Origin of the sequence: Paraburkholderia diazotrophica, assembly GCF_900108945.1 — a bacterium.
Classification (GTDB): domain Bacteria; phylum Pseudomonadota; class Gammaproteobacteria; order Burkholderiales; family Burkholderiaceae; genus Paraburkholderia; species Paraburkholderia diazotrophica.
The window spans coordinates 265,779-292,766 of sequence record NZ_FNYE01000003.1 but is presented as its reverse complement, the minus strand read 5'-3'; the positions used below and the strand labels follow the sequence as shown (position 1 = coordinate 292,766).

Below are 26,988 nucleotides of genomic sequence, written 5' to 3'. Positions count from 1 at the left end.
CGGGATGCGGCGGTGACGCGCTAACGGGCTGCTAGTCAGTGAAACATAACGAAGGCGCGGGCATGATGTCAAGCAAATTCTACCCGACGACCTTCGTGGCAGTGCAGGCTTACAGAATCTTCAAATCCTTTTGTGGCAACGATTTCAGCCGGATTGGCACGCCTGTTCGTTCGTCATAGGGAGAACACCGACAGACGACTTGTTAGGCAACTTTGAACAATCGGCCAGTCGCCGTGCCGAACGCGCCTCAGTCACCCGCCGCGCACGCCTTGCGTGTTCACGTACAGCGAATAGAGGCCGTGGCTCGCGGCCATGAAGAGCCGGTTGCGATGCCGGCCACCGAAGCACACGTTCGCGCAGCGTTCCGGCAGCGCGATGTGCCCGAGCGCTTCACCTTGCGGCGAGAACACGCGTACGCCGTCGAGTTCGTCGGTGCCCATGCCCCAGCCGCACCACAGGTTGCCGTGGATGTCGACGCGAAAGCCGTCCGGCGTGCCGTGCTGCGCGTCGATCAGCACGCGGTTGTTCGCGAGCGACTGGCCGTCGCCGGCGACATCGAATGCGCGGATCGTGCGTGGCTTCGAGCGCGACTCGACGATGTACAGCACCGATTCGTCCGGCGAGAACGCGAGTCCGTTCGGCCCGATCACTTCGTCGCAGACCATCGTCACTTCACCCGTCTGCCCGTCGACGCGATACACGTTCTGCGGCAACTCGGATTCCTGCTTTTCGCCTTCATAGAAGCTGTCGATGCCGAACGACGGATCGGTAAACCAGATCGAGCCGTCCGACTTCACGATCACGTCGTTCGGCGAGTTGAAGCGCTTGCCGTGGTAGCGCTCGGCGATCACCGTGATCGAGCCGTCGTATTCGGTGCGCGTGACGCGGCGCGTCAGATGCTCGCAGGTGACGAGCCGCCCCTCGCGGTCGCGCGTGTTGCCGTTCGCGTTGTTCGAGGGCCGGCGAAATGGCGTGACGGCGCCTGTCTCTTCGTCCCAGCGAAGGATGCGGTTGTTCGGAATGTCGCTCCAAAGCACATAGCGGCCGTCGCCGAACCACACAGGGCCCTCCGACCAGCGCGCGCCCTGGTACAGGCACTCGACGGAAGCCGATGCGAGGCGCAACGCGTCGAAGCGGGGATCGAAACTGCGGATGGAAGGATCGGGATAGCGTCGGTGATTGCTGGGTTCGGTCATGGCGCTGTCGGTGCGAACGCCGGGCGTCGAATGGAATCGACGCCCGGTAGTCGGCGGTCTTTGCGAGTTGTTGTTAGATGCGGCCGCGCTTGCTCTTACTCTCGCGCTTACGCTTGCGCAGGCTTGCCGTCGCGCAGACGCCAGAGCTTCAGCGGATTCTCATCGCGCAGCGATTGCGGCAGGAGATCGACAGGCAAATCCTGGTAACAGACGGGACGCAGGAAGCGCTCGATGGCCGTCGCGCCGACCGACGTCGCGCGCGAATCGGACGTCGCCGGATATGGGCCGCCATGCACCATCGCGTACGACACCTCGACGCCCGTCGGGAAGCCGTTTGCCAGAATGCGGCCGGCCTTGCGCTCGAGCGTCGGCAGCAGTTGCCGCGCGATGTCGTAGTCGTCGGCTTCGAGGTGCAGCGTCGCCGTCAACTGGCCTTCAAGGTATTCGGCGACCTTGACCATTTCTTCGATGTCCGTGCAGGTCACGATCAGCGATGTCGGCCCGAAGATTTCGTCCTCCAGTTCAGTGGACGCGAGGAAGTGCATCGCCTCCGTCTGGAACAGCGCAGGCAACGCCGCGCATGTCGCATCCGACGACGTGCCGCGCGCGATGCTCTGCACGCCGCGCTGCTCGGTGCGATGCGTGACGCCGTCCTGGTACGCGTTCGCAATGCCCGGCGTCAGCATGGTCTGCGCGCTCTTCTGTGCGAGCGCCTTCGAGGCGGCGTCGATGAATGCCTTCTTGTGCGGGCCTTCGAGAAGCAGCACCAGACCGGGGTTCGTGCAGAACTGGCCGACGCCGAGCGTCACCGATTCGACGAAGCCCGTCGCAATCTGCTCCGCGCGCTTCGCGAGCGCGCCGGGCAGCACGAACATCGGATTGATGCTGCTCATTTCGGCGAACACAGGAATTGGCTCGCGGCGTTTCTGCGCGAGATTCACGAGCGCGAGACCGCCGCTGCGCGAGCCCGTGAAGCCAACCGCCCTGATCGCCGGATGCTGGACGAGCGCCTCGCCGATCTCATTGCCCGCGCCGATCACGAGCGAGAAAACGCCTTCGTGCAAGCCGCAATCGGCGACAGCCTTCTGGATCGCGCGGCCGACCAGCTCGGACGTGCCGAGGTGTGCCGGATGCGCCTTCACGACGACGGGACAACCCGCCGCGAACGCCGACGCCGTGTCGCCACCCGCGACCGAAAACGCGAGCGGAAAATTGCTCGCGCCGAATACGGCAACGGGCCCCACGGGAATCTTCTGCATGCGCAAGTCGGGGCGCGGCAACGGCTTGCGATCCGGCTGCGCGGAATCGAGCGTCGCGGTCAGCCAGCGGCCCTCGCGGACCAGCGATGCGAACAGCTTCAGTTGCCCGACCGTGCGCGCGCGCTCGCCTTCGAGCCGCGCCCTCGGCAGCGCGGATTCGGCCTGCGCGCGTTCGATCAGTGCATCGCCGAGACCGAGAATGTTCTCGGCGATCGTCTCGATGAAATGCGCGCGCACTTCGAGGGAGGATTGACGATACGGGTCGAACGCGAGCGCGGCGAGTGCGCACGCGCGGTCCACCTCGACCGTGCCGCCCGCGCCAAACTCGGGTTCGATTTCCATGTTGCGCGCCGGGTCGAACGCGCGCAGCGTGCCTTTGGTGCCGCGCACCGCCGACCTGCCGATCAGCATGTCACCGGTAATCTGCATGTCCAGCTCCTGTCGATGGCCGCGCGACGCGGATCGTGTCGCATCGCGCAGCCTGGAATCCAAATAGTGGGTGTGCGACTTCATGAATGGGCGGACGATTCCGCGAGTCGCCGCTCGAAGTCGAGCAAGGCCAGTGTCGCAGCTTCGATCTTCGCATGATGTTCGGACGGCGTCGAACTCAGCAACGGCAGAATCGAGCCCATGTCCGCGAGCTTCGACAACGTCACCGCGTCGTGCAGCACGCGAATCAGCGAGATCTCGTCGCGCAAGGTTTCGAGCGGCATGAAGGCGTCGTAGAGACGCTGTGCTTCGCCGTCGTCATCTGCCGCTGTATGGGTGTTGTTCACCTTCGCCGCGCGCAGCAAAGCCATCACCGCATGTGGCGCGATGCAGCCCGAGCCCGTCGTCCATGCGGCGAGACCAAATTGCCGCACATGCGCGAGCGCTGGCCGCTCGCCCATTCCTGAAATCACCTTCGACGGACTCACGTTTTGCAGCAGCCGGCGAAGGTAGTCGTCACGTGATGGATCGTCGCGCACGATCGCGTACTTCACAGCAATGAGCGTGCCGCGGTCGACGAGCCGCGCGAGCGTATCGACGCTCACGTAGCTCTCGCTCCTGATGTAGAGCGTGAGCGGAATGCCTGCGGTGTCGGCGATACGCGTGAGTCCCGCCTCGACGCCTTCGGAGGTCGTGAAGCCCGTCAAGGGCAGGACCATCGCGGTCCGGTACGGTGTCTGCGCGAGAATGCGCGCCTGGTCGAGCATCTTCCCGTAGTCGGGGCCGGTGGCGGGAATTACACGCGTCGCGTCGCGGGGCCAGCAAGTGCCGCGAGCATGTCCAGCAACTCGCGATACTCGCTGACGGCAACGTGATACAGGTTCGCATTGCCGCCGTAGAGAAGCGTGCGGACCCCGCCCGCCTCGATGTGACGGATCAGCTTCCCGTTTTCGCCCGGATCGAGCGTCAGATCGGCGCGGCGCGCAAGCGGCGAAACGGCCATCACACTGGCGGGAAACTCGCTTTCGAGAATAGGGGATACATTCATGGGGCGGCTCGCAGCAGGGACGATCACCCGGACAACTTAGCATTGTGCCGCCAATGTTGTCAAACAACTTGCTGCTTCGTCGCGCCTTTGCGCGTCGAGTCTGAAAACGAGTTTCATCACACGAATACAGGCTCGCGCGCTGCGATCCAGACGTCGATTTCTAAAAAATCTGGTATGACAACGCCTCGAAAATTACGCTCCATTTGATTCAAACGTTTTGTAATCTATTCCGATTTAGAGATTCGGCGTATTTAGTACCGATTCAATAATGTGCAAGCGCCTTTCAAATGGCGCACTTTAAAGAACGGCTGTTTGCCACGCCAGGAGCGGATTCCGCCACTTAATGCACTATTTCGCCAAGCTGGTTTAATTGCCTGTCCCGCCAAGCCAAGCTTTGAGCGAAAAATGGAAGAAACTCGAAATCGGCTATCGCCATTTCGCATTAAAAAGCTAATAATGGTGATAAATTGATGTGCCACGAGATCATGAGTATCCGCAGCATCGGCGTGGCCACAGCCCGCTCCGCTGCGAACCTCGAGAGAAAGCACCTTGCCGCAACATTTCATTGAGCAGATGTCGCCTTTGCTGCAAGCGGAGAACGACGTCGCCTGGTTCCGCGAAGTCGCACGTCTCGCCGACGGGTGGGGCTTCGATCGCGTGCTGGTCGGGATTCTTCCGCGCCCGGGCATCCGACTGGAAGACGCGTTCATTCGCAGCACGTACTCGCCGACCTGGCGCCAGTTCTACAACGCGCACGGTTTCGCGCACATCGATCCGACCGTTGCGCACTGCATGACGCGCTCGTCACCGCTGATCTGGTCGCCTGACCTCTTCTCGACCTACCCGCAGCAGACGATGTACGAGGAGGCCCGGGCATATGGTCTGCGCGCGGGCGTGAGTCTGCCCATTCACGGGCCTAGACAGGAATCGGGCTTGATCTGCTTCGTGAACGATCGGAACCCGACCGACGAATTCTGGAGCCATCTCGATGTCGTGCTGCCGAACCTGGTGCTATTGCGCGACCTGGTTATCGACACGAGCCAGCCCCATCTGGATGCACACACGCAGGCGCTGGTGCCGAAGCTCACGCCGCGCGAGCAAGAATGCCTGAAATGGACCGCGCGCGGTAAGTCCACGTGGGAAATTTCGCACATTCTCAATTGTTCGGAAGCGGTGGTGAACTTCCATCTCAAGAACATTCGCGCGAAATTCGGCGTGAACTCACGGCGCGCAGCCGCCGTGATTGCGACGCAACTGGGCCTTATTGATCCAGGTTGATCAACTCACGGGCTTCCGGGTTGTGGAGCACCTTCTCTGCCCTGCCCAGATCGCCGTCCGTGACCGTTTTCGTGAAGTACAGGCCCAGCAGGATCGATACGGGAGCCGGAATCTCCGCGCCCGATTCGAAGCGGCTGCCGCGCGACTGTGTCACGCCGAAGCGCGCCCAGAACTGACGCTGGCTCTCTTTCTTTTTCTTGCGGTACGCGATGATCAGCACGCGATCCACAGTGGACGACGGCTCTGCACTACGGCTCTGGACGGTCGGTTGAACGTTTGCGTGAACACCCGATTGCCAATGATTTTGAAGTTCCATGATGTTTCCCCTGATGATTGGCTGCCTCGTCTCAATTTTGTGATCCCCGTGCTCACTTAACACCTATCCAGGTGAATAGGTGTTTTTTTTATCCGAAATGCATACGTTTCCTGCGTACCGCTACCACGTAAGGAGCACACCATGCATACGGCGATCCGGATTGGCACACGGCAAGAGTTCGACAACGACAACATCAACGAAATGTACCGGCTGCGCGCCCGCGTCTTCCGGGACAGGATGGGCTGGGATGTTCCGACCATCGCGGGCATGGAGATCGACGGCTACGATGCGCTCGGCCCGTATTACATGCTCATCCAGAACGGCGACCGGCATGTTTGTGGCTGCTGGCGGCTGATGCCGACGGAAGGACCGAACATGCTGAAGGACACGTTCCCGCAATTACTGGATGGTCAGGCAGCTCCAATCGGACGGCATATATGGGAATTGAGCCGCTTTGCTATTGAAACGGACGGCGCGCAAACGTTTGGCTTCGCAGATTTGACGATGCATGCGATCCAAGAGCTGGTGACTTTCGCGGACCGGATGGGCATCACCCGTTACGTGACCGTGACGACCACGGCGATCGAGCGGCTGCTGCGCCGCGCGGGCATCGAAGTCACACGGCTCGGGCCGCCGGTGAAGATCGGCGTCGAGCGCACGATTGCGCTCGATATCACCGTCGACGCGATTCGCGCCGCCGTCTGCAAGCCGATGCCCGTCGCGGCCTGACGGACATACGCCGCTACGCCCTCGCGCCGGCTCCGTATCGAGCCTGAGGCGACGGCGGGACAGTTGCGATGCGCGCAGGCTTACGGTACGCCTCGCGCAGCGCGATGCGTTCAGCTGCGTCGCTCGGACCCGTCGCATAGCGCGCGGCGGGGCGGGCGGGCTTGGCTAGCTGCGACGAAAGGGGATTCACTTCTTTGCGATATGGCGCGAGGCGCACCCAAAGTGTTACCCATGTCCCCGCACACCTGTTACCCATGTCCCCGCACAGCCGTTACCCATGTCTCCACACACCCGTTACCCATGTCTCCGCACACCCGTTACCTACGTCTCCGCTCCATACAGGTGGAAAAAGACGAGGCCGCGCTTCCGCACTTCACACGGTCCTTCGAGGCGGATAAGTCAGGAGCCGAACATCCGGTCGCGCGCATGCTCCAGATGCAGCCGCATCGCCTCGCTGGCGCCCGCCGCGTCCTTGCGGCGGATCGCGTCGAGCACGGCGAGGTGCTCGGCCTGCACGAGCCGCTGCCGCTCCAGCGTCTTCACCAGCGACAGATTGCGCGACAGATTCATGCTGAAGACGATCTGCTCTTCGATGAATCCCATCATCGTGATGAAGAACTGGTTCTTCGACGCGCGCGCGACGGCCAGATGAAACGCAAAGTCGTCCTTTGCACCGATGCCCTGCGTCTCGATTACACGCTCCAGTTCGTCCCACGCGTGCTGTATCGCGTCGATGTCGTCGGCGTCGGCCATCTGCGCGGCAAGCTCGGCCGCGCCCGATTCCGTCACGATGCGAAATTCGTAGCACCGGCGGATATCGGACAGCGTTTCCAGTGGCGCGAAGCGGCGCACATCGGGATCGGGCCGGCGTGCGACCGTCGTGCCGGAACCGTGGCGCGTCACGATGATGCCGTCCGCGCGCAGACGGGCCAGCGCCTCGCGCACGGTCGGCCGCGACGTCTCGAAACGCTCAGCGAGCGCGTGCTCGGTCGGCAGCCGCTCGCCCTCCTTGTATTCCCCTTCGAGAATCCGGTTGAGAATGTCGCTGTAGATCTTGTCCGGCAGACCTGTCGATTTACGCTCGTTCATCGTCGAAGGGTACGGCTTGTCAGAGTAGATTTTGAATTGTAAGGCAAATAATGCGTGCTGCCTGGTGAAATCGAGGGGCGACTGCGCTGCAAAGCGTGTCTCGGCAAGCATGCCGCCAGTATGACCGACCCGGTGCCCGACGGCAAAATTTGACAAATATCTTATTGACATCTGCGTTTCTGGCGACGAAAGCGCGCATTTTTCGGTGATCGTTTAAGCTGAAAGCGCAATCGGGGCACAATTTCCACCCTCGGCAGACGCCCGCGGAATATCGCGGCCCGTCGCCCTCCACGACCCGGAGGCTTCATGTACACACGCATCCTCGTTGCAGTCGACGGCAGCAATACTTCGCGCCGCGCGTTCGACAACGCGCTGAATCTGGCGAGCAAGCTCGGCGCGACGCTGCGCGCGTTCTACGCGGTCGAAAACACGCCGATGTATTTCGACGCGCCCGGCTACGATCCGTCGATCCTGCGCGACCGGCTCGTCGAGCAGGGCAAGGAGTTGACGGCCGAGCTGTCGGCGGCGATGCGCGGGCGCGGCGTGTCGGGCGATATCCTCGTCGGCGAAGCCTCGTCGCTGGACGACGTGCCCGCGCTGGTACTGCGCGCCGCCGCCGAGTTCAACGCCGATCTGATCGTGATGGGCACGCACGGCCGGCGCGGCATGCAGCGGCTGATTCTCGGCAGCGTGGCCGAACGTTGCGTGCGCCAGTCGACGTTTCCCGTGCTGCTGGTTCCGTCCGCAGCGGGCGGCGACGACGCAGACAAGCCGGCGCCGGCCTGAACAGCCCGGCAGCGCTTCGGCGTGCGTCTTCACGAGTGTGACCTCGCTCAACAGCGGAGCGCGCCGTGACGCGTCATTTTGCCGCCTCGTTGCGCGCGCATCGAGTGGGACAATCGGCTATCACTCTTTTTTAGCCGGTTGGTCCCATGCTCACCCCTACCGCTCCCGCTTCCACTCGCGCAGTCCGCGTCCGTCATACCGCTCCGGCGACCCGCACCATCGCGCGCTGCTCGTCGTGCGCGATGCGGCAGCTCTGCATGCCCCAAGGCGTCGCCGCCAACGAACTGCCGCAACTCGAAGCGGTGATCTGCTCGGCGCGTTCCGTCCGGCGCGGCGAATCGCTCTACCGCGCGGGCGATTCTTTCGACAACCTGTACGCGGTACGCTCGGGTTCGCTCAAAACGGTGATGGCGCATCGCGATGGCCGCGAGCAGGTCACCGGCCTGCGGCTCGCGGGCGAAGCGCTGGGGCTCGACGGCATCAGCAGCGATCAGCATGCGTGCAGCGCGGTCGCCCTCGAAGACAGCTCCGTGTGCATCATCCCGTACGCGGAGCTCAAGCATCTGTGCCGCGAGATCGGTTCGATGCAGGAGCGGCTGCACAAGCTGATGGGCGAGCAGATCGTCCGCGAAGCCGCGCAGATGATGGTGCTCGGTTCGCTGAGCGCCGACGAGCGCGTCGCGGCTTTCCTGCTCGATATCTCCGAACGCAACGCGCAGCGCGGGTACTCGTCTGCTGAATTCAATCTGCGGATGACGCGCGAAGACATGGGCAGCTATCTCGGCATGACGCTCGAAACCGTGAGCCGCACCCTGTCAAGATTTCAAAAGCGCGGACTGATCGACGCACAAGGCCGCTTCATTCATATCGTCGATGCCGAAGGCCTGCGCCAAGTCGGCGCGCCGAGCGCCTGATAACACAGCGGTTCACGCACATGGCGACGCATCGGGCGTCGTCATGTGCCCTCGCCTGGCACGTCTCCTGCACCTGCGGTACAGTTCAAGACTGTCCGTTGCGACCCGAATCAGCGATTTAGCGCGTTGCTCGGGTCCCATGCAAATCTCCCCAACAAGGAGACCCGGCGAAATGAATCGCGAGCCTGTCCTGCAGCACCCGCTGGTCCAACGTCTCATCGATGCCCGCAGCGTCACGGACGCCCTCTTCGCGGTCGTCAAACCCGAATACCTCTATGAACGCCCGATCCGCGAACGTCATCGGATCGTGTTCTACATCGGCCACCTCGAAGCCTTCGACCGCAATCTGTTCGACGAGCGGTTAACTGCACTGCCCGCGTTTGCGCCGGAACTCGACACGCTGTTTGCGTTCGGCATCGATCCCGTCGATGGCGGCTTTCCCACCGATCAGCCTTCCGACTGGCCGACCATCGACGTCGTCAGCGGCTACGGGAACGAGGCGCGCGAGCAGATCGACGGCAAGCTCAAGTCATTCGAGTTCGGCCATGGCGACATGTCGACGGGTTCGCCCGCACAACTGTTGAATGTCGCGATCGAACACCGGCTGATGCATGCGGAAACGCTCGCGTACATGCTGCATCAGTTGCCGCTCGAGATGAAGGCCGCGCCCGCGCGCAGCATGCAGGGCACGCAACAGCTGCGCAATGTCGAGTCCTCGCCGATGCTGCGCGTGCCCGCAGGCGAAACCGTGCTTGGCATGCCGAAAGTGGAAGGCCGGTTCGGTTGGGACAACGAATTCGGCGAGCAGCGCGTGCACGTCGATATGTTCGAGATCGACCGCTACATGGTGACGAACGCCCAGTACCGCGAATTCATCGATGCAGGCGGCTATCGCGAGCGCGCTTTGTGGAGCGACAAGGATTGGGCGTGGAAGGAAGCCGAGCGCATCTCCCATCCCGTGACGTGGTCGCAAAACGCGGACGGCGAATGGATGCTGCGCACGATGTTCGAGGACGTCGCGCTGCCGCCCGACTGGCCCGTCTACGTGAGCCACGCAGAAGCGAGCGCGTACGCGCGCTGGGCCGGCAAGACGCTCCCCACGGAAGCGCAATGGCAGCGCGCGGCGCACGGCGCGCCGCCGTCGGCATTGGGCAACTTCGATTTCCGCAACTGGGACCCGCAAGCCGTCGACGCATCGCCGGACAACGTCAGCGCATTCGGCGTCGAAGGCCAGTACGGCAACGGATGGGAATGGACATCATCGCTATTCGAACCGCTGCCGGGCTTCGATGCGTTCCCGTTCTATCCAGGCTATTCGGCCAACTTCTTCGACGGACAGCATTACGTGCTCAAAGGCGGCTCGGCCCGCACTGCGCGATGCATGGTGCGGCCCACTTTCCGCAACTGGTTTCAGCCGCGCTATCAGCATGTGTATGCCGGGTTCAGGTGCGTGCGCAACTGATCGACGAAGCACGACCTGAAGCGACGAACACCGTCTCGCGTTGAAGCAGGTTGTTCCGGACTCTTTCGGCTCTAACGCCGCACCTTGCAGCGAGCGCGACGTGACGCTCACGCCATCGGCTTTACGCCGATCAACCACTCGTGAAGGAAGAAGGCGAACACAACCCAGGCGACGACGCCGACCACGACTACAATCACATCGCGCGAAAGCGTCCCGCCCGGATAGACGATGCCTTCGACGCGATCACGCCTTCGTGCGGCGGCGACATCGGCAAGCGCCCAGACGAGGAACGCGCCGAACAGGATGACCGCGTTCAGCGTCCCGTTCGCCAGCAGATGCGCGAAGGCCCAGAGTGCAACGCTGATCGTCATCGGATGCTTGACGAGCGCCTTGAAGTGATTGCCCGGCACATATGCCGCCGGCAAAAGGATGAAGGCGACGAGCGTGAGAATGCCTGCGAGATGCGATGCCCACGCGGGCGGCGACCAGATCATGACGGGCTCGCGCCTCGCGAGCCCATATCCCCAGATGATCAGCGCGAACCCGATGATGGACACGACGGAATATGCGCCTTTCCACGGCTTCTCGCCCATCTGCGCGATGCGCACCTTCCGCCAGTCGTCCGCGAAGATGCGGACGGAATGCGCACCAAGGAACAAGAGCAACCCCAATATCAATACGAACATGGCGGACCCCTCGTGTCGGATGTCGACAGGTTGCCGCGATTGTCCCGCATGACGTGGGCCGTGCCAATACGGAATGCGGGCGCCCGTTGGAAGCAGACTGTTCGTGCGCGTGCGGCGAATGTGTGTCGGCAATCAACGGCACGCCGAGCCGACGCTCACGACCCTTGCGTGCGCATCGCCCGATATTCGCGCCTGACGATGTCCATCAACTCAGCAACAGACGTGCTGACCGTCTCGCGCTGATACGTCACGCGGCCGCGCTGCATCAGCATCACGCGATCGGCGATGTCGAGCGTCTGCGCGTAGTTGTGCATGATCATGATGATCGACAGGCCGCCCTTCTCCTTCAGCCGCAAGATCAGATCGATGATGAGCCCCGCTTCGCGCGCGCCCATCGCCGCGAGCGGTTCGTCGAGCAGCAGGATCTTCGCGTTCGAATTGACCGCGCGCGCCACCGCGATGGCTTGCCGTTGTCCGCCCGAAAGCTGCTCGACAGCGAGGTCGACCGACGGCACATGCACGCCGATTTCTTCGAGACACTCCGAGGCGCGCTCACGCATCGCGCGGTGATTCAGCAAACGAAATGGCCCGGGCCGGAGAATCTCCCGGTTCAGGAACATGTTGTGATAGATGCTCAGCGAGTTCGCGAGCGCGAGATCCTGATACACGCATTCGATGCCGAGCGAACGCGCGTGATCGACGGAACGCAGCATCGTTTCCTGGCCGCCGAGAAACAGCTTGCCGCTCGTCTGCTGATGAAAGCCGGTGAGGATCTTGATGAGCGTCGATTTGCCCGCGCCGTTGTCGCCGAGAATGCCGAGGATCTCCCCTTGCCTGAGCGTCAGCGACACGCCGTCGAGCGCGGTCACGGCGCCGAAGCGCTTGACGATGTCTTCCCCGCGCAGCGCTTCTTCCGGCGACGACGACATCACAGCTCTCCTTTGCGCGCGAGACGAACGACGTGGATGTTGAAGATCATCGCCGCGAGAATCGCCGCGCCGAGAATCATGTTGAACGTGAACGCGTTGATGCCGATTAGCGTGAAGCCGTCGCTCAGAATGCCGAGCACGGCCGCGCCGATCAGCCCGCCGACGATCGTCCCTGACCCGCCTGCGAGCGGCGTGCCGCCGATCACGGCAGCGGCAACGGCCAGGAACATGATCTGGTTGCCGCCCGCTTGCGGATCGATCGACGAAATGCGGAAGCATTCGAGCGTGCCCGTCAATCCCGCGAGCACCGCGGCAAGCACGAAGTTGCCGAGCTTCAGGCGCCTGACATGAATGCCCGCCTCGCTCGCGCCGAGCAGATTCGCCCCGGACGCGATCGTATGCAGGCCCCAGCGCGTGTGACGCAGCAACACGTGCATGATCACAGCGAGCGCAATCGCCCAGATGATCTCGCTGTAACCCCACGCGCCCATGAACTCTGCAAAGAGGCCGTCCTCGGGCGGCGAAACGGGCGTGCCTCTCGATATCGTCAGCGTGAAGCCGTTGACGAAGAAGAGCGTGCCGAGTGTCGTGACGAACGACGGAATCCGCAAATAAACCGTGACCGCGCCGTTGACGAATCCGATCACGCCCGCCGCGACCAGCCCCGCGATCACCGAGAGCCACGCCGGCAAGCCCGCCTCGTGCGTGAAATGCATGATGAAAGGCGCGAACGCGAACACCATGCCGGCGGAAAGATCGATCTCTCCGCCGATCATCAACATGATTTCGCCGAACGCGATGATGGCGACGGGCGCGATGAATTGCGACAGGTTCTGCAGGCTCGCCGACGTCAGCAGGAAGTCGTGATTGGCCGTCTCGAAGTACGCGCACAGGATGACGGCGACCGCGAGAATGCGAAGCTCGCTCGAACGCAGGAACGACCGCGACGAGCGTCGCGGCCGTTGCGCTTTCTTGATGTCCGCTACAGGAGACGTCACCCTTTGATCGCTCCCGTGTGCGGAACGATTTGCGGCTTCGTGCTCTTGCCTTCGTAGCGTGTCGACGTGTTCAGGTAAGGATCGACGGAGGCCTTCGTCACGAACTTCAAACCGGTGTTGACGTTGGCCGGACCGACGAGCCCGCCCGACGCGAGGTACACGAACGCCTGGACCACGGTATAAAAGCCTTGCACGTAAGGCTGCTGATCGATCGTGAAGTCGAGGAAGCCATCGTGGATCAGTTGCACGGTGCGCGGCAACAGGTCGAAGCCGCCGCCGTGCACGCCCTTCGCCGGCAGGTTGTTCTCTTTCATCACTTCGGCGACGCCTTGCGTGCTGCCCGCGTCGACCGCGAACATGCCTTTCAGGTCCTGGTGGCCCAGATAGAACGACTTGATCTTCGAAAGCTCTTCGTTGACGGTCGCGCCCGTCGCGATGGTCTGCACGTCGATCTTCTTGCCCGACTTCTTGATCGCGGCCACGGCGCCGTCCAGGCGCGGCTGAATATTCAACTGGCCGGGCGTCGCGATGAAGAGCCCGACCAGTCCGCTGTCGATCAGGCTCGCGATGCGTTCGCCCATCTGATAGCCGGATAGATACAGGTCCTGGCCGATGTACGACAGACGCGGATTCGATGAACCTTGGGGCGCGTCGGCGTTATACGCGAACACGGGAATGCCCGCGTCGAGCGCGGCCTGGATCGGCTTGTCGAAAGCCTTCGGATCGACGATCGGCACGGCAATCGCATCGGCCTTCCCGGCGATCGCCGCGTTGACGGCATTCACCATCTCGGCGATGTCGGCGTTGGCCGAGCCCGTCCACTGGTACTCCATGCCGAGCAAAGCGGTGGAGTCCTGAATGCCGTACTGCGTCGGAACAAAAAATGGGTTCGTCGTCACGTGATTGACGAATACGATCTTCCAGCGCTTGTGAGCCGGAAAAGGCCCTGCGTCGGCGGCCTGCGCCGGCGTAATCGCGCCACCAAGCGCGCCGCCGAGCAATGCCAACGCTGCGCCGAGGCCGGCGCCTTGCAGCATTCCACGACGCATGCTCTGAACTTCGTCCTTGGGTTCCTGCTTACCGGCCATGTCATCCTCCAGTCTTTGAGTTATTGAATAACTTGCTGTGCATGACGGCGCAGGCGAGGGAAGGCGCCGGTGCCGGAAGGCACCACACTTCACGAACCCCGTGTGCATGCGTGTGCCCCTGACGACCCTGCCGAAAATCCTATATCACGTACTTTTGCCGATTAATCAACGTATACCCTAAAGTAGTCGGACTATTTAATGGCAGCCCATAGAGTGGCGCTCCCAAGGCCATTTAAAGTACCGCTCCATAACGACGAAAAGACCGCGATGCGGTCTTTTCAGAGCGTGTCGTGTCAGATAGTGGGCCGGACGCGATGCAGTGAAGTCATCTCGCCGATACATGCGGCCTTGCGCTGTAGGCTTTTAGTATGACTTGCGACCCGCACGGATCACGCCGACATCTTCCCGCCGAGTTCATCATCGATAAACGCGCGGACGATATCCTTGAACGACGCATCGCCGGCAAAGCCGAGCTGTTGCGCGCGCGATGTGTCCCACTGCGCGGGCCAGCTGCCGACGATCTTCTCGACGCGCTCGTCCGCCTTCCATTCGATCCGGGCCGCAACGGCATCGCCTGCCACGTCGCGCAGCGACGCGATCATCTCGTCGACGCTCACCGATACGCCCGGCAGGTTCACCGTGCGCCGGTTACCGAACGCGGCCCCGTCGATCTCGCATCCGGCCACGAGGCATTCGATCGCCTTGCGCGGCGACAGCAGCCACAGACGCGTCGCGCCGCTCACAGGACACACGGCCTTTTCGCCCGTCAGCGGCTCGCGGATGATGCCGCTCGCAAACGACGACGCCGCTGCATTCGGCTTGCCCGGCCGCACGCTGATGGTCGGCAGGCGCAGCACGCGGCCATCGACGAAACCGCGCCGCGAATAGTCGTTCAGCAGCAACTCGGCCCCCGCCTTCTGCGCGCCATACGACGACTGCGGATTCAGCGCCGTATCGTCGAGCACGACCTCGGGCAGGTCGCCGCCGTAGACGGCGACCGAACTCGTGAACACGACACGCGGCTTGTGTCCGCGCATCCGGCACACGTCGAGCAGCAGCCGCGACGCATCGAGATTGATGCGCATGCCCAGATCGAAATCGCTTTCGGCCTGGCCGCTGACGATGGCGGCGAGGTGGAATATCGCCAGCGTCTTTTCGTCGATCAGCCGTTCGAGCACGCTGCGCTCGGCGATATCGCCGGTTTCGATCCGCACGCGCGCATCGTCGGGGCCCGGCGCGGCCACGACGTCGAGCAGCACCAGTTCGGTGATCGGCTGGCGCTGGCCGTCCGCGCCCCTTAGCTGGCCGCGCGCAAGCAGTTCGCGCGCGAGACGCTGCCCCAGAAAACCTGCGCCGCCTGTGATCAGTACTTTCATGTGCCGTCGTTCCTCAGTATGTGGTTCTGTCGTATGCGCCTGTCGATCAGCCGCGTGCCTTCACATACGGCCTGATCCATCCGAGTCCCGCCGACGTGCCCGCGCGCGGCCGGTACTCGCAGCCGATCCAGCCGTCATAGCTGAGTTCGTCGATCAGCGAGAAAAGATATGGATAGTTCACTTCGCCGATATCCGGCTCGTGCCGCTCGGGCACGCCCGCAATCTGGATGTGGCCGATGCCCGCCATGTCGCGTTTGAGCTTGACAGCGAGATCGCCTTCGACGATCTGGCAGTGGTAAAGATCGAATTGCACCTTCAGGTTTGCCGCGCCGACTTCCGCGCAGATCGCCTGCGCGTCGTCCTGGCGGTTCAGAAAGAAGCCGGGAATGTCGCGTGTGTTGATCGGCTCGATGACGACGGTGATGCCGTCCGCCTGCGCAGTCTTTGCGGCATACGCGAGATTCTTCAGATAAACGTCGCGATGCGCGGCGCGCGATTGCTCCGGCCTGATCAGACCGGCCATCACGTGCAGCTTGTCGTTGCCGAGCACGCGTGCATATTCGAGCGCGGTATCGACGCTGCGGCGAAACTCGTCTTCGCGGCCCGGCAACGACGCGATGCCGCGCTCGCCGGCTGCCCAGTCGCCCGGCGGCGCATTGAAGAGTGCTTGCGTGAGGCCGTGTTCGTCGAGACGCGCTTTCAGATCGGCGGCGGCGTATTCATAAGGGAACAGAAACTCGACGGCCTCGAAGCCGTCGCGCGCGGCGGCGGCGAAGCGGTCGAGAAACGCGTGTTCGTTGTACATCATCGTCAGATTGGCGGCGAAGCGAGGCATCGAAGCAACTCCTGTATCGATCAAACGAAAACCGGATACGCGACGCATCCGGCGTTCATGCAATGGTGCGTTCAGCGGTTCACGAGCCGCGCGGGCGTCAGCCATACGGCGATCGCGCCGAGCACGAGCATCGCGGCGAGCACGTACATGCCGGACTGCGTGCTGTGCGTGACATCCTTAAGATAGCCGATCATGTACGGGCTCGCGAAGCCCGCGAGATTGCCGACCGAATTGATGATCGCGATGCCCGCCGCAGCCGTCGCGCCCGACATGAACGCCGTCGGCAGCGACCAGAAGAGCGGCGCGCACGTCAGCACGCCCGCTGCGGCAATCGACAGGAACGTAATCGACACGACCGTGTTGTTCGCAAACGATGCCGCAATCGTAAAGCCGACTGCGCCCGCGAGCGCCGGGCCGATCAGATGCCAACGCCGTTCGCGGTACTTGTCCGCGCTGCGGCCCATCACGTTCATCACGACGATCGCGACGAGAAACGGAATCGCGCTCAAGAGACCGATTTCGAATGCGCCCTTCACGCCCGTCGATTTGACGAGCGTCGGCATCCAGAACGTGAGCCCGTATTGGCCCGTTACGAACGCGAAGTAGATCAGCGACATCCACCACGTGCGCGGATCGCGGAACACCGCGCCGAGCGAATGTGACTTCGCTTTTTCCTGCGGCTGCGCGGCGATTTCATCGGCGAGCAGTTTCTTCTCGCGCGCGGTCAGCCACTTCGCGCTGGCGATGCCGTTGTCGAGATAGAGAATCGTCGCGATACCGATCGCAATCGCGGGCAACGCTTCGATCACGAACATCCATTGCCAGCCGGCAAAGCCGTGATGCGAATCGAAGGTCTGCATGATCCAGCCCGACAACGGATTGCCAAAGATGCCCGATACCGGAATCGCCGACATGAACACGGCGATGATCTTCGCGCGTCGGTGCGACGGGAACCAGTAAGTGAGGTACAGGATCACGCCAGGATAGAAACCGGCTTCGGCAAGACCGAGCAGAAAACGCAGTGCGTAGAACTGGATGGGCGTCTGCACGAAAACGAAGAGCCCGGAAAGAAGACCCCACGTGATCATGATCCGCGCGATCCAGATTCGCGCGCCAAGGCGATGCATCAGGATGTTGCTCGGCAATTCGAACAGGAAGTAGCCGAGGAAGAACACGCCCGCGCCGAGTCCGAACACGGTTTCGCTGAACGCGAGGTCCTGCGACATCTGCAGCTTCGCGAAGCCCACGTTGACACGGTCCAGATACGCGACCACATAGCAAAGCATCAAAAATGGCACGATGCGCCAGAACACCTTGCCATAGGTGCGTTCGATTTCAGCGGCGCCGGGTTGGTTGGCGGCGTCGGCGGGAGAAGCGGGGCGAACGGATGCCGCCTGATAACCAGTCATGTGTTGTCTCCTTCGGAATGGCGCCGGTTTCGGACCGCTCGCGTCACATCGGGCGGTCTCCGGCTTTTTTGCCTGGGTTGATCGATACGAATGGTTCGCGTCGTTTTGCGGACCTTTTTGCCGACGCTTTTGCGGACCTTTATGCGGACCAGTGGAATGTCGCCGCGTTACCAGCGCGCGCCGAACACTTCGCGCAACTCTTTGAGCGCGGCTTCGTCGAGCGGAGCCGGGCGCGGGTTCGTCATCAGCCACAGACGCGCCGTCTCTTCCAGCTCTTCGAGCGCATACGAAGCCTGCGACACCGAGCGCTCCCACACGACAGGCCCGAGCCGTTCGAGCAGCACGCCACGCACGCTATCGGCGAGCGCCGCGATCTGCTGCGCGACCTGCGGATCGCCGGGACGTTTGTAGTGGATCAGCGGAATGTGGCCGACCTTCATCACGTAGTACGGCGTGATGGGCGGCAGCACGTCGGCCTCGCTCCATACGCCCGCGAGCGTCAGCGCGACGAGATGCGTCGAATGCGTGTGGACGATGCCGCGCGCTTCGCGATTGCGCTCGTAGACGCCGCGATGCAGTGCGAGCGTCTTCGACGGCTTGCCGCCCGAGACAGCGTTGCCCGCAAGATCGACCTTCGCGATCTGCGCGGGGTCGAGTCGTCCGAGACAGGCGTCCGTCGGCGTGATCAGCCAGCCATCGTCGAGGCGCGCGCTGATATTGCCCGCGCTGCCAACCGTATAGCCGCGCTCGTACAGGCTCGCGCCCGTCACGCAGATCTCTTCGCGGATTTTCGCTTCGTCGCCAATATGAACGGCAGGCGTCATTGCGCGCCTCCATCCAGTTGACGCAGCGCCTTCGCGAAGAAATCGACGGCGCCGAAGTTGCCGGACTTCAGCGCGAGCGCGAGCGGCGCCGCGCCGATGCTCGCCGTCGCGGGCACGCCCGGATCGATCTGCCTGCCGATACGCAGCATCTCGACGCCGAGCGCCTGCACGACGGCCCCCGAAGTCTCGCCGCCCGCGACGACGAACTTGCGCACGCCGATGTCATGCAGGCCGCGCGCGATCGAAGCCAGCGTGCGCTCGACGAGATGCCCGGCTTCCGCCACGCCGAGTTCGCGCTGCGTGGCCTTCACTTCTTCGGGCGTTGCCGTCGCGTAGATCAGCACGGGCTGCGGCTGCGCGGCGTTCATGTGATCGCGCGCGAAGGCCAGCGCCTGCTCGACGACAGGTTCGCCGCGCGCCGCCGCGAGCGGATCGATGCGGAACGCGGGGCGCGTCTCACGCCACGCGGCCACCTGCGCGTTCGTCGCCTTCGATGCGCTGCCCGCCAGCACCGCCGACGCGCCTTTAATGCTCGGCAGCTCGCCAGCATCGGCGACGTCATTGAGCAAGCCCGCGCGGCGGAAATTCGCCGGCAAGCCGAGCGCGACGCCCGAGCCGCCCGTGATCAGCGGCAGGTCCGCGCACGCTTCGCCGAGCGTGTGGAGATCGGCATCCGAAATCGCATCGGCGATGGCCATGCGCACGCCGTCGCGCTTCAACGCATCGATCGATGTGCGCACCGCTTCAGCGCCTTGCGCAACGGCGTCATAACGCACGAGCCCGACCTTCGATTGCGTCTGCCGTTGCAGCACGCGCACGAGGTTGGCATCCGTCATCGGCGTGAGCGGATGATGCTCCATGCCCGACTCGTTCAGCAGCACGTCACCGACGAAAAGATGCCCGCGATACACCGTGCGCCCATTCTCCGGAAACGCCGGGCACGCGATCGTGAACGGCGCATCGTCACGCGACGCATGCAGCGCATCGAGCAACACATCGGCGACGGGGCCGATGTTGCCCGCATCCGTCGAATCGAACGTCGAGCAGTATTTGAAGAAGAACTGCCGGCACCCTTGCGCGCGCAACCATTCGAACGCGGCCAGCGATTGCGCGACGGCATCGGCGGCGGGTATCGTGCGCGATTTCAGCGCGACGACCAGCGCGTCGGCTTCGATGCGCGTGTCGGCGGCAGGCACGCCGATGGTCTGCACGGTGCGCATGCCGCCGCGCACCAGCATGTTCGCGAGATCGGTCGCGCCCGTGAAGTCGTCGGCGATGCAGCCGAGTAGCGGCTTGTCGGCGGAGATCTTCATGTCGTTCGCCCCTGCTCAGCGCTTCGCCGGCACATCGATGCCGGGGAAAATCTTGATCACGGCGGAATCGTCTTCGCCGCCGTGGCCCGCCGTCGATGCCATCATGAACATCTGATGCGCCGCCGCCGACAGCGGCAGCGGAAACTTCGAACGCCGCGCCGTATCGAGCACGAGGCCGAGGTCCTTCACGAAGATATCGACGGCCGACAGCGGCGTGTAGTCACCGTTGAGAATGTGCGGCACGCGGTTCTCGAACATCCACGAATTGCCCGCGCTGTGCGTGATCACGTCGTAGAGCGCAGCGGGGTCCACGCCTTCGCGCAGGCCGAGCGCCATCGCCTCGGCGGCGGCCGCGATGTGCACGCCCGCCAGCAGCTGGTTGATGATCTTCACCTTCGAGCCCGCGCCATGCTGCTCGCCCAGCCGATACACCTTGCCCGCCATCGCGGCGAGCACGTCTTCGCAGGCGGCATAGGCGGCTGCGGGACCCGACGTCATCATCGTCATTTCGCCGGATGCCGCGCGCGCCGCGCCGCCGGAAACGGGTGCATCGAGCATCAGCAGGCCGGCCGCTTCGACGCGGCGTCCGAGGTCGATCGCGAAGTCGGGCGCGACCGTCGCGCATGCGATCACGACGCTGCCGGGCTTCATCGATTTCACGGCGCCGTGCTCGCCGAACAGCACAGCATCCGTTTGCGCCGCGTTGACGACGAGCGAAATGACGACGTCGCATTGCGCGCCGAGCTCGGCGGGACTTGCGCAGCGCATGCCGCCATCGGCGGCGAACGCGTCGAGCACTTCGCGGCGTACGTCGCACGCGTGGACATCGAACCCGCCGCGCAGCAGCGAGCGCGCGACGCCCATGCCCATTGCGCCAAGACCGATCACTCCGACTTTTCTGGCCATAACTTTCCTCTACGAACGATGCTTCAGATTGCGGCGTGCGCGGCTTTCAGACAGCCGCATGTCCGGATCAGCAGATGCCTGCTTCGGCGAGCCGGCGCGCCGCGTTGTACATGTGAGTCTGCGCGGCGTTGCGCGCAGCCATCGGGTCGCCCGCGCGAATTGCAGCGGCGATCGCGGCGTGCTCGTCGCGCACCTGACGCGAGAAGTCCTCGCGCAGCGCCTCATTGCGGCGCGTAACGACGGTGCCCGCTTCGAGATACTGGTTGAGGAACGCGAGGGTCTTCATGAAATACGGATTGCCCGTGACGGCCGCGATCGCGCGATGAAACGCTACGTCTTCGGCCACGCCGTCGCGCCCTTCGGCGACGGCTTCGTCGATCCTGGCGAGCGCGGCGTCGATGGTCGCCATGTCGGCGTCCGTGCGGCGCATCGCGGCCTCGGACGCCACCTCGGCCTCGATCGCGCGGCGCACCGCGAGAATCTGCAAGACGGAGCCGCCTTCCATTGCCTCGGCGTAATCGATCCGCAGCGGCCGGATCGCGCCATGCACGGACACGTAGACGCCGCTTCCCTGGCGCGGCTCGACCACGCCTTCGTTCTTCAGGCGCGAGATTGCTTCACGGATCACCGTGCGGCTCACGCCGAACTCCTGCGCGAGCACGGCTTCCGTCGGCAGCTTGCCGCCGCGTGCAAACGCGCCCTTGTCGATCTGCGCGAGCAGTTGCTGCGCGACGGTGTCGCTCAGCGCCTTGTTGGGGATTTTCTCGAACATGTTCCGCAAATTCGCGATGTCATAAGGTCATCATACAAATTTGCTAAAACAAAGGGCCATCGGGATGAACCCTTAGCCCAATGCACCGCGAGGCATCGCCCCGCGGCGCGGTACTTCGAAATCAGACCGCTTTCATCTGCTCCCGCGCCCAGGCCACGGCCGCGCGCGCCGGCGCGATGCCCGTCGCCTTCACGCGTTCCGCGAGCTCGAACACACGTGGACCGATCTGCGCGACTTCCGCGAGCACGGCCTGTTCGTCGGCCGAGCCCAGGTACTCGCGCACGCAGCTGATGATGCCGCCCGCGTTCACGAGAAAATCGGGCGCGTAGAAGATGCCGCGCTTGTGCAGCGTGTCGCCCTCGGCGAGCGACATCAGCTGATTGTTCGCGCCGCCCGCGATCACCTTGAACTCGCATTGCGCGGCGACGGCTTCCGTGATCGAGCCGCCGAGCGCGCACGGTGCGAATACGTCCGCGCTGACGCCCGCGATGCGCGCCGTGTCCGCGACCTGAGCGCCGAACAAATGCTTCGCGCGCTCGGTCTTGCCTGCGTCGATATCCGCGACGATCAGCTCCGCGCCCGCGTTATGCAGCCGCTCGCACAGATCCCAGCCCACGGAGCCGAGCCCCTGCACCGCAACCGACACGCCGTCGAGCGTATCGCGCCCGAGCGCGATCTGCACGGCCGCCTTGAGGCCGACGAACACGCCATATGCAGTACGCGGCGACGGGTTGCCGCCGTACACGTCGTTGTCGCGCGGAATGCCGCTCACGTACGGCGTTTCGCTTTGCACGGCGCGCATGTCGTTGGCCGTCGTGCCCACGTCTTCCGCCGTCAGATAGATGCCGCCGAGCGATTGCACGAGCCGGCCAAACGCCTTGAACATCGCCGTGCGATCCATCTGTTCGGGACGCTTCAGGATTACAGCCTTGCCGCCGCCGAACGGCAGACGGGCCAGCGCGTTCTTGAACGCCATGCCTTGCGACAGGCGCAGCGCGTCGTGATACGCCTCGTACTCCGACGCGTACTGCCAGTAGCGGCAGCCGCCGAACGCGGGGCCGCGCGCCGTGCTGTAGACGGCGATCACGGCTTGCAGGCCGGATTGCGCGTCGCTGGCTACGACAATGCGTTCGTGGGCGGGTTCGCCGTGAAGCCCGAAAAGCGTTCCAGCGAAATTCGTCGTCAGTCGGTCCATCTGTGTTCCTTCCTTGTGGGCAGGCGGTTGAGCCGGCGCGAAGCGATGGCTTCACGGCGGCGGGCCGCATGTCGTCCCGGTTGCGAACGCATGCGTGCGAATCGCGAGGGCAGCGTGTCCGCCGATCCTCGATCGCAAAAGTGTAGGCGGCCAAATTCGGAGATTTGTTCTGTTTATCTGGAAATCGGCGCGTCATGGCAGAATAATCGCCTACGCAAAACCGACCGTGGAGACGATTCGTCTTTCGATCCATCAGCCTCTGCGGCACACATGAAACTCGACTCGACCGATCAGCGGATACTGCGCGAACTGCGCAACGACGGACGTCTTTCCAACGCGAAGCTCGCCGAGCGCGTCGGCCTGTCGGCGACGCCATGCTGGAACCGCGTGCGCGCGCTCGAGGAAGCGGGCGTGATCGAAGGCTATGCGGCGTTGCTGAACCAGAAGGCGCTCGGCCTGCCCGACACCGTAATCATCGAAGTGAAGCTCGCGAAGCACGACGAGCGCACGCTGGAGCGCTTCGGCGAAGCGCTCGCCGATCTGCCCGAAGTGGTCGAGGCGTTTCTGGTGTCGGGGGAATACGACTATCTGATCAAGGTCGCGGTCGCGGGCACGGAAGGCTACGAGTCCTTCCTGCGACGCAAGCTGTATCGGCTGCCGGGGTTTCAGGACAGCCGCTCGATCTTCGCGTTGCGGTGCCTGAAGCGCTCCGTATCGGTCGAGCCGTGATGCGCGTCAGGCCGCCTTCGCCGATGCCGCCGCAAACGTGACCCGCGCCGTCAGGCCGCGCGCGTCGCCGAGCGCGCCCGCCGCCTTCTCCCCTGCTTCGAGCGCGATCTCGCCGCGATGCGCCTGCACGATCTCGCGCACGATGGCGAGACCAAGGCCCGTGCCTTCCGTATCGGCGGACGCGCGGTAGAACGGCTCGAACACGCGGCTGCGCGCTTCGGCGGGAATGCCCGGGCCGTTGTCGGAGACCGTCAGCGTGACGCGCGCCGCGTCGCCATGCACGGCGACCGTCACGTGTCCGCCGGGCTGCGTATAGCGAATCGCGTTTTCGGCGAGATTCGACACGAGCGCCGAGAGCAGGCCCTCGTGTCCGATCATCCGTGCGGACGCGTCGAGTTCCGCGCCGAGATCGATGCCGCGATTCTGCGCGAAGAGCGCGAGATCTTCGACGACGTCTTTGGCGATTGCAGTGAGATCGACGGGTTCGTTCGCGAGCCGCGTGTAGTCGGCGGCTTCCGCTTGCGCGAGCAACAGCAGCTTGTTCGTGAGGCCGACCATCGAGCGGTTGCTTCGCTGCATCGCGGCCAGCGCTTCGCCCAGCGACGGCTCCAGTTCGCGATGTTGCCGCGCGTACTGCAACTGCGTGTCGAGCAGCGTGAGCGGCGTGCGCAGCTGATGCGCGGCATCCGCGATGAAGCGCCGCTGCGCAGCCACCTGCAAGCCGAGCCGCGCGATGCACTGATTGATCGCATCGACGATGGGCCGCAGTTCCGTATGCAGCCGATCGACGCGCAACGGTTCGAGCTGCATCGGATCGCGGTCCATCACTTCGTCCTTCACCTTCAGCAGCGGACGCAGTTCGAACGTCAGGCCAATGCACGCGAGCGCCACGGCGAGCAGCATCATCTCGATCTGGCGCACCAGTTGCGGCCGCCACAGTTCGCGCACCATCGCATCGCGCGAAGCCTGCGTCTTGCCGACCGACACCAGCACGCGCCGCGTCGCGCCGTTGTCGTACATGCGCCGCACGTAGCCGATCGCGCGTATCGACGCGCCGTGCAGTTCGGCGTCATAGTAGGTAGGCGTATCGTGCGTGGCGGATGCGGATGACGGCGCCGATGCGCCGAGCGGAAAATCCGGCACGCCGGCGAGCAGCCGATCGTCGTCGACGCTCACGTTGTAGAACACCTGATCGCCATACGGCGACGCGAAGATTTCCAGCGCGGCGGGCGGGATATCGACGCGCAGCATGCCGTCCGCCCATTCGACTTCGCCCGCGATCATTCGCGCCGACGACAGCAGCGTGTTGTCCTGCACGAGATCGGCGGTGCGGCGCGCGTTGTCGTATTCGGCCTTGCCCGTCACGAACACGTAGATCGCGAGCGGCACGAGCAGCCACCACAGCAGACGGATGCGCAGGCTGCTGGTCATCGCGCGTCGCGCCCTGGTTTGTGATTCGGATTGCGCCTTGAATGGTGCTTCATTCCACGTCGTCCTTCTTGCGCAGCAGATAGCCGAGCCCGCGCAGCGTAACGATCGCGGCCGAGCTGCCGTCGAGCTTCTTACGCAGCCGCGATACGTAGATTTCGAGCGCGTCTTCGCTGGGCTGATCGTCGTGCGTGAAGATCGAGTCCATCAGCGCGGCCTTCGACACCGTCTTGCCCATGCGCAGAATCAGCGTTTCGAGCACGCTTCGCTCGCGCGGCGTGACGTTGAGCGGCGCGCCCTTCAATGCGAACTGGCGCGTGTCGATGTCGAACACGAGATCGCCGCACGATACCTCATTCGCGGTCGAGGCCGTCTGCCGGCGAATCATCACCTTCACGCGCGCGACCAGCTCGCGCACTTCGAACGGCTTCACCAGGTAGTCGTCGGCGCCCGCGCCCAGCAGCTCGACCTTTTCGTCGATCGAGCCGCTCGCCGTCAGGATCATCACGGGCGTCGCATCGCCGCGCTGACGCAGACGCCGCAGCACGTTCTTGCCCGACAGCCGCGGCAAATTCAGATCGAGCAGTACGACGTCGTAACGGTTCCTGCGCAACAGTTGATCGGCGGCTTCGCCGTCTTGCACCGCATCGAGCGCGAACGCCTCCTGCTCGAGCATGCGCGCGAGCCAGTGCGAGAGCGTCGGATTGTCTTCGATCAACAGCAGTTTCATCGGTCAACGGAATGCGTGTAAAACGGCGGCGCCGCGCTCGCCATCGCGTGTGTGCGGCATTGCCGCGCGATTGTATGTCGACTGAATGTTTGCGTTTGCATCGGGTTAACACTCATATTTCGACGCGGCTACAGAAAGCTGGCAGAAGGTTTGGGCTTTCTATAATCGCCGCACTCATTCAAAAAGGCGCGATGCCGCGATGCCGAAGCGGCCGGCGCCTCACCAACAAGGAGACTGATGATGCGTACCTTCCGCCAGATCGCAGCCGTGTCCGGACTCGCTTTCGCCCTCGCCGCGGCTTCCGCCAGCGCTCACGCCGAAAAGATCTCGATCATGGTCGGCGGCGCCGCCAAGATCATCTATTTGCCCGCCAAGCTGACGGAACAGCTCGGCTACTTCAAGGACGAAGGGCTCGACGTCGAGATCCTTTCGCAACCGGCAGGCGTCGATGCCGAAAACGAACTGCTCGCGGGCGCCGTGCAAGGCGTGGTCGGCTTCTACGATCACACGATCGATCTGCAGAGCAAGGGCAAGGAAGTGCAGGCGCTCGTGATCTTCGGCCAGGTGCCGGGCGAAGTCGAAATGGTATCGACGAAGGCAGCGGGCGAGATCAAGAGCATGGCCGACGTGAAGGGCAAGACGCTCGGCGTGACGGGCCTCGGTTCGTCGACGAGCTTCCTCACGCAATACCTCGCGCAACGCGCGGGCATCCCGTCGACGCAGTACACGCTGCTGCCCGTCGGCGCCGACAACAGCTTCATCGCGGCGATCAAGCAGGACCGCATCCAGGCGGGTATGACGACCGAGCCGACCGTCTCGCAGCTGCTGAAGATGGGCGACGCGAAGGTGCTGGTCGACATGCGCACGATCGAAGGCACGCGCGCCGCGCTCGGCGGCACCTATCCGGCTTCGAGCTTCTACGTGCAGCGCGCGTGGGCCGAATCGCACAAGGCCGAGGCGACGAAGCTCTCGCATGCGTTCGCGAAGACGCTGAACTTCATCGCGACGCATAGCGCCGACGAGATCGCCGCGAAGATGCCGAAGGATTACTACGGCGCCAACAAGGACCTGTACGTGGCCGCGCTGAAGGCCTCGCTGCCGATGTTCACGAAGGACGGCAAGATGCCCGCCGACGGTCCGGAGACGGTGCTGAAGGTGCTGTCGGCGTTCAATCCGTCGGTGAAGGGCAAACATATCGATCTCGCGAAGACCTACTCGAACGACTACGTCTCGACGGTCGCCACGGCCGCGAAGTAAGCCGTAT

25 protein-coding genes and 1 pseudogene are annotated in these 26,988 nt (G+C 63.6%); 7 read left to right on the top strand and 19 right to left on the bottom strand.

The features are described 5' to 3' along the window. Window positions 1-251 precede the first annotated feature (251 nt). The 3 genes and pseudogenes from BMW76_RS06120 to BMW76_RS06110 form a co-directional block, all read right to left on the bottom strand. Complete coding sequence (locus tag BMW76_RS06120; RefSeq protein ID WP_090864113.1) at window positions 252-1,196, bottom strand: SMP-30/gluconolactonase/LRE family protein; 945 nt, start codon at window positions 1,194-1,196, stop codon at window positions 252-254. 107 nt (window positions 1,197-1,303) lie between these two features. Continuing rightward, window positions 1,304-2,884, bottom strand: coding sequence for an aldehyde dehydrogenase (NADP(+)) (locus BMW76_RS06115; protein WP_090864355.1), 1,581 nt, complete (start codon window positions 2,882-2,884; stop codon window positions 1,304-1,306). 80 nt (window positions 2,885-2,964) lie between these two features. Further along, window positions 2,965-3,932 (bottom strand): annotated as a pseudogene (locus BMW76_RS06110) (dihydrodipicolinate synthase family protein). Between the two features lie 573 nt (window positions 3,933-4,505). Here BMW76_RS06110 and BMW76_RS06105 point away from each other — a divergent pair. Further along, window positions 4,506-5,210, top strand: coding sequence for a helix-turn-helix transcriptional regulator (locus tag BMW76_RS06105; RefSeq protein WP_177200318.1), 705 nt, complete (start codon window positions 4,506-4,508; stop codon window positions 5,208-5,210). On the opposite strand, the gene BMW76_RS06100 is transcribed toward BMW76_RS06105, so the two are convergent. Beyond that, complete coding sequence (locus BMW76_RS06100) at window positions 5,194-5,526, bottom strand: helix-turn-helix domain-containing protein (protein ID WP_090864109.1); 333 nt, start codon at window positions 5,524-5,526, stop codon at window positions 5,194-5,196. The genes BMW76_RS06105 and BMW76_RS06100 overlap by 17 nt on opposite strands. Window positions 5,527-5,667: 141 nt before the next feature. On the opposite strand from BMW76_RS06100, the gene BMW76_RS06095 reads away from it, so the two are divergent. Continuing rightward, a complete protein-coding gene (locus BMW76_RS06095) occupies window positions 5,668-6,255 on the top strand; it encodes an acyl-homoserine-lactone synthase (RefSeq protein WP_090864107.1) in 588 nt (195 codons plus the stop codon). A gap of 399 nt (window positions 6,256-6,654) precedes the next feature. On the opposite strand, the gene BMW76_RS06090 is transcribed toward BMW76_RS06095, so the two are convergent. Then, a complete protein-coding gene (locus BMW76_RS06090; RefSeq protein ID WP_090864353.1) occupies window positions 6,655-7,344 on the bottom strand; it encodes a FadR/GntR family transcriptional regulator in 690 nt (229 codons plus the stop codon). Between the two features lie 306 nt (window positions 7,345-7,650). Here BMW76_RS06090 and BMW76_RS06085 point away from each other — a divergent pair, with 306 nt between their 5' ends. The 3 genes from BMW76_RS06085 to BMW76_RS06075 all read left to right on the top strand — a co-directional run bounded on the left by BMW76_RS06085 (window position 7,651) and on the right by BMW76_RS06075 (window position 10,506). Further along, window positions 7,651-8,130, top strand: coding sequence for a universal stress protein (locus BMW76_RS06085; protein ID WP_090864105.1), 480 nt, complete (start codon window positions 7,651-7,653; stop codon window positions 8,128-8,130). Window positions 8,131-8,372: 242 nt separating this feature from the next. Further along, entirely contained in the window at window positions 8,373-9,044 is a 672-nt protein-coding gene (locus BMW76_RS06080; RefSeq protein ID WP_245763132.1) for a helix-turn-helix domain-containing protein, read from the top strand. A 172-nt stretch (window positions 9,045-9,216) separates the two neighbouring features. Continuing rightward, window positions 9,217-10,506 (top strand): SUMF1/EgtB/PvdO family nonheme iron enzyme, encoded by a 1,290-nt coding sequence (locus tag BMW76_RS06075; protein WP_090864100.1) that lies wholly within the window; start codon window positions 9,217-9,219, stop codon window positions 10,504-10,506. A gap of 107 nt (window positions 10,507-10,613) precedes the next feature. Here BMW76_RS06075 and BMW76_RS06070 read toward each other — a convergent pair whose 3' ends face one another. The 12 genes from BMW76_RS06070 to BMW76_RS06015 form a co-directional block, all read right to left on the bottom strand. Next, on the bottom strand, window positions 10,614-11,192 hold the full coding sequence (locus BMW76_RS06070; RefSeq protein WP_090864098.1) for an NnrU family protein: 579 nt from the start codon (window positions 11,190-11,192) through the stop codon (window positions 10,614-10,616). 155 nt (window positions 11,193-11,347) lie between these two features. After that, complete coding sequence (locus BMW76_RS06065; RefSeq protein WP_090864096.1) at window positions 11,348-12,121, bottom strand: ATP-binding cassette domain-containing protein; 774 nt, start codon at window positions 12,119-12,121, stop codon at window positions 11,348-11,350. Further along, complete coding sequence (locus tag BMW76_RS06060) at window positions 12,121-13,119, bottom strand: ABC transporter permease (protein ID WP_090864094.1); 999 nt, start codon at window positions 13,117-13,119, stop codon at window positions 12,121-12,123. Before BMW76_RS06060 ends, BMW76_RS06065 begins: the two co-directional genes overlap by 1 nt. Next, window positions 13,116-14,207 carry a sugar ABC transporter substrate-binding protein gene (locus BMW76_RS06055; protein ID WP_090864092.1) on the bottom strand — a complete coding sequence of 364 codons (1,092 nt, stop codon included), beginning with the start codon at window positions 14,205-14,207 and terminating at the stop codon, window positions 13,116-13,118. The genes BMW76_RS06060 and BMW76_RS06055 overlap by 4 nt, the downstream gene beginning before the upstream one ends. 389 nt (window positions 14,208-14,596) lie before the next feature. After that, window positions 14,597-15,583 (bottom strand): D-erythronate dehydrogenase, encoded by a 987-nt coding sequence (denD, locus tag BMW76_RS06050; RefSeq protein ID WP_090864089.1) that lies wholly within the window; start codon window positions 15,581-15,583, stop codon window positions 14,597-14,599. Between the two features lie 46 nt (window positions 15,584-15,629). Next, window positions 15,630-16,418, bottom strand: coding sequence for a 2-oxo-tetronate isomerase (otnI, locus tag BMW76_RS06045; protein WP_090864351.1), 789 nt, complete (start codon window positions 16,416-16,418; stop codon window positions 15,630-15,632). Between the two features lie 71 nt (window positions 16,419-16,489). Then, window positions 16,490-17,827, bottom strand: coding sequence for an MFS transporter (locus BMW76_RS06040; RefSeq protein ID WP_090864087.1), 1,338 nt, complete (start codon window positions 17,825-17,827; stop codon window positions 16,490-16,492). 167 nt (window positions 17,828-17,994) lie between these two features. Further along, window positions 17,995-18,651, bottom strand: a complete 657-nt coding sequence (gene otnC, locus BMW76_RS06035) for a 3-oxo-tetronate 4-phosphate decarboxylase (protein WP_090864085.1) — start codon at window positions 18,649-18,651, stop codon at window positions 17,995-17,997. After that, window positions 18,648-19,964: a 3-oxo-tetronate kinase gene (otnK, locus tag BMW76_RS06030; protein WP_090864083.1), complete on the bottom strand. Its 1,317-nt coding sequence runs from the start codon at window positions 19,962-19,964 to the stop codon at window positions 18,648-18,650. The genes otnC and otnK overlap by 4 nt, the downstream gene beginning before the upstream one ends. 15 nt (window positions 19,965-19,979) lie before the next feature. Next, window positions 19,980-20,870, bottom strand: a complete 891-nt coding sequence (gene ltnD, locus BMW76_RS06025; RefSeq protein ID WP_090864081.1) for an L-threonate dehydrogenase — start codon at window positions 20,868-20,870, stop codon at window positions 19,980-19,982. 67 nt (window positions 20,871-20,937) lie between these two features. Next, a complete protein-coding gene (locus BMW76_RS06020; protein WP_090864079.1) occupies window positions 20,938-21,642 on the bottom strand; it encodes a FadR/GntR family transcriptional regulator in 705 nt (234 codons plus the stop codon). 121 nt (window positions 21,643-21,763) lie between these two features. Further along, the gene (locus BMW76_RS06015; RefSeq protein ID WP_090864076.1) at window positions 21,764-22,837 is read right to left on the bottom strand and encodes a Leu/Phe/Val dehydrogenase; all 1,074 of its coding nucleotides are present in this window, start codon (window positions 22,835-22,837) and stop codon (window positions 21,764-21,766) included. A 270-nt stretch (window positions 22,838-23,107) separates the two neighbouring features. Here BMW76_RS06015 and BMW76_RS06010 point away from each other — a divergent pair, with 270 nt between their 5' ends. Further along, window positions 23,108-23,566 (top strand): Lrp/AsnC family transcriptional regulator, encoded by a 459-nt coding sequence (locus BMW76_RS06010; protein ID WP_087732959.1) that lies wholly within the window; start codon window positions 23,108-23,110, stop codon window positions 23,564-23,566. 6 nt (window positions 23,567-23,572) lie between these two features. On the opposite strand, the gene BMW76_RS06005 is transcribed toward BMW76_RS06010, so the two are convergent. Together BMW76_RS06005 and BMW76_RS06000 are read right to left on the bottom strand one after the other, a co-directional pair. Next, window positions 23,573-24,997, bottom strand: coding sequence for a sensor histidine kinase (locus BMW76_RS06005; protein WP_090864074.1), 1,425 nt, complete (start codon window positions 24,995-24,997; stop codon window positions 23,573-23,575). Window positions 24,998-25,046: 49 nt separating this feature from the next. Beyond that, the gene (locus BMW76_RS06000) at window positions 25,047-25,724 is read right to left on the bottom strand and encodes a response regulator (RefSeq protein WP_090864072.1); all 678 of its coding nucleotides are present in this window, start codon (window positions 25,722-25,724) and stop codon (window positions 25,047-25,049) included. Between the two features lie 240 nt (window positions 25,725-25,964). Between BMW76_RS06000 and BMW76_RS05995 the strand changes: the two genes are divergently transcribed. Continuing rightward, complete coding sequence (locus BMW76_RS05995; protein WP_090864349.1) at window positions 25,965-26,981, top strand: ABC transporter substrate-binding protein; 1,017 nt, start codon at window positions 25,965-25,967, stop codon at window positions 26,979-26,981. Window positions 26,982-26,988: the final 7 nt, after the last annotated feature.

What these genes read in the sequence shown, in the direction of transcription:
- BMW76_RS06085 (WP_090864105.1), top strand. Translation starts at nt 7,651, where the DNA reads ATGTACACACGCATCCTCGTTGCAGTCGACGGCAGCAATACTTCGCGC.
- otnC (WP_090864085.1), bottom strand. Translation starts at nt 18,651, where the DNA reads ATGACGCCTGCCGTTCATATTGGCGACGAAGCGAAAATCCGCGAAGAG.
- BMW76_RS06000 (WP_090864072.1), bottom strand. Translation starts at nt 25,724, where the DNA reads ATGAAACTGCTGTTGATCGAAGACAATCCGACGCTCTCGCACTGGCTC.
- BMW76_RS06015 (WP_090864076.1), bottom strand. Translation starts at nt 22,837, where the DNA reads ATGGACCGACTGACGACGAATTTCGCTGGAACGCTTTTCGGGCTTCAC.
- BMW76_RS06040 (WP_090864087.1), bottom strand. Translation starts at nt 17,827, where the DNA reads ATGACTGGTTATCAGGCGGCATCCGTTCGCCCCGCTTCTCCCGCCGAC.
- BMW76_RS06020 (WP_090864079.1), bottom strand. Translation starts at nt 21,642, where the DNA reads ATGTTCGAGAAAATCCCCAACAAGGCGCTGAGCGACACCGTCGCGCAG.
- BMW76_RS06070 (WP_090864098.1), bottom strand. Translation starts at nt 11,192, where the DNA reads ATGTTCGTATTGATATTGGGGTTGCTCTTGTTCCTTGGTGCGCATTCC.
- BMW76_RS06090 (WP_090864353.1), bottom strand. Translation starts at nt 7,344, where the DNA reads ATGAACGAGCGTAAATCGACAGGTCTGCCGGACAAGATCTACAGCGAC.
- BMW76_RS06095 (WP_090864107.1), top strand. Translation starts at nt 5,668, where the DNA reads ATGCATACGGCGATCCGGATTGGCACACGGCAAGAGTTCGACAACGAC.
- BMW76_RS06080 (WP_245763132.1), top strand. Translation starts at nt 8,373, where the DNA reads ATGCGGCAGCTCTGCATGCCCCAAGGCGTCGCCGCCAACGAACTGCCG.
- denD (WP_090864089.1), bottom strand. Translation starts at nt 15,583, where the DNA reads ATGAAAGTACTGATCACAGGCGGCGCAGGTTTTCTGGGGCAGCGTCTC.
- otnK (WP_090864083.1), bottom strand. Translation starts at nt 19,964, where the DNA reads ATGAAGATCTCCGCCGACAAGCCGCTACTCGGCTGCATCGCCGACGAC.
- BMW76_RS06010 (WP_087732959.1), top strand. Translation starts at nt 23,108, where the DNA reads ATGAAACTCGACTCGACCGATCAGCGGATACTGCGCGAACTGCGCAAC.
- BMW76_RS06075 (WP_090864100.1), top strand. Translation starts at nt 9,217, where the DNA reads ATGAATCGCGAGCCTGTCCTGCAGCACCCGCTGGTCCAACGTCTCATC.
- BMW76_RS06055 (WP_090864092.1), bottom strand. Translation starts at nt 14,207, where the DNA reads ATGGCCGGTAAGCAGGAACCCAAGGACGAAGTTCAGAGCATGCGTCGT.
- BMW76_RS06065 (WP_090864096.1), bottom strand. Translation starts at nt 12,121, where the DNA reads ATGTCGTCGTCGCCGGAAGAAGCGCTGCGCGGGGAAGACATCGTCAAG.
- BMW76_RS06100 (WP_090864109.1), bottom strand. Translation starts at nt 5,526, where the DNA reads ATGGAACTTCAAAATCATTGGCAATCGGGTGTTCACGCAAACGTTCAA.
- otnI (WP_090864351.1), bottom strand. Translation starts at nt 16,418, where the DNA reads ATGCCTCGCTTCGCCGCCAATCTGACGATGATGTACAACGAACACGCG.
- BMW76_RS06120 (WP_090864113.1), bottom strand. Translation starts at nt 1,196, where the DNA reads ATGACCGAACCCAGCAATCACCGACGCTATCCCGATCCTTCCATCCGC.
- ltnD (WP_090864081.1), bottom strand. Translation starts at nt 20,870, where the DNA reads ATGGCCAGAAAAGTCGGAGTGATCGGTCTTGGCGCAATGGGCATGGGC.
- BMW76_RS06115 (WP_090864355.1), bottom strand. Translation starts at nt 2,884, where the DNA reads ATGCAGATTACCGGTGACATGCTGATCGGCAGGTCGGCGGTGCGCGGC.
- BMW76_RS05995 (WP_090864349.1), top strand. Translation starts at nt 25,965, where the DNA reads ATGCGTACCTTCCGCCAGATCGCAGCCGTGTCCGGACTCGCTTTCGCC.
- BMW76_RS06105 (WP_177200318.1), top strand. Translation starts at nt 4,506, where the DNA reads ATGTCGCCTTTGCTGCAAGCGGAGAACGACGTCGCCTGGTTCCGCGAA.
- BMW76_RS06005 (WP_090864074.1), bottom strand. Translation starts at nt 24,997, where the DNA reads ATGACCAGCAGCCTGCGCATCCGTCTGCTGTGGTGGCTGCTCGTGCCG.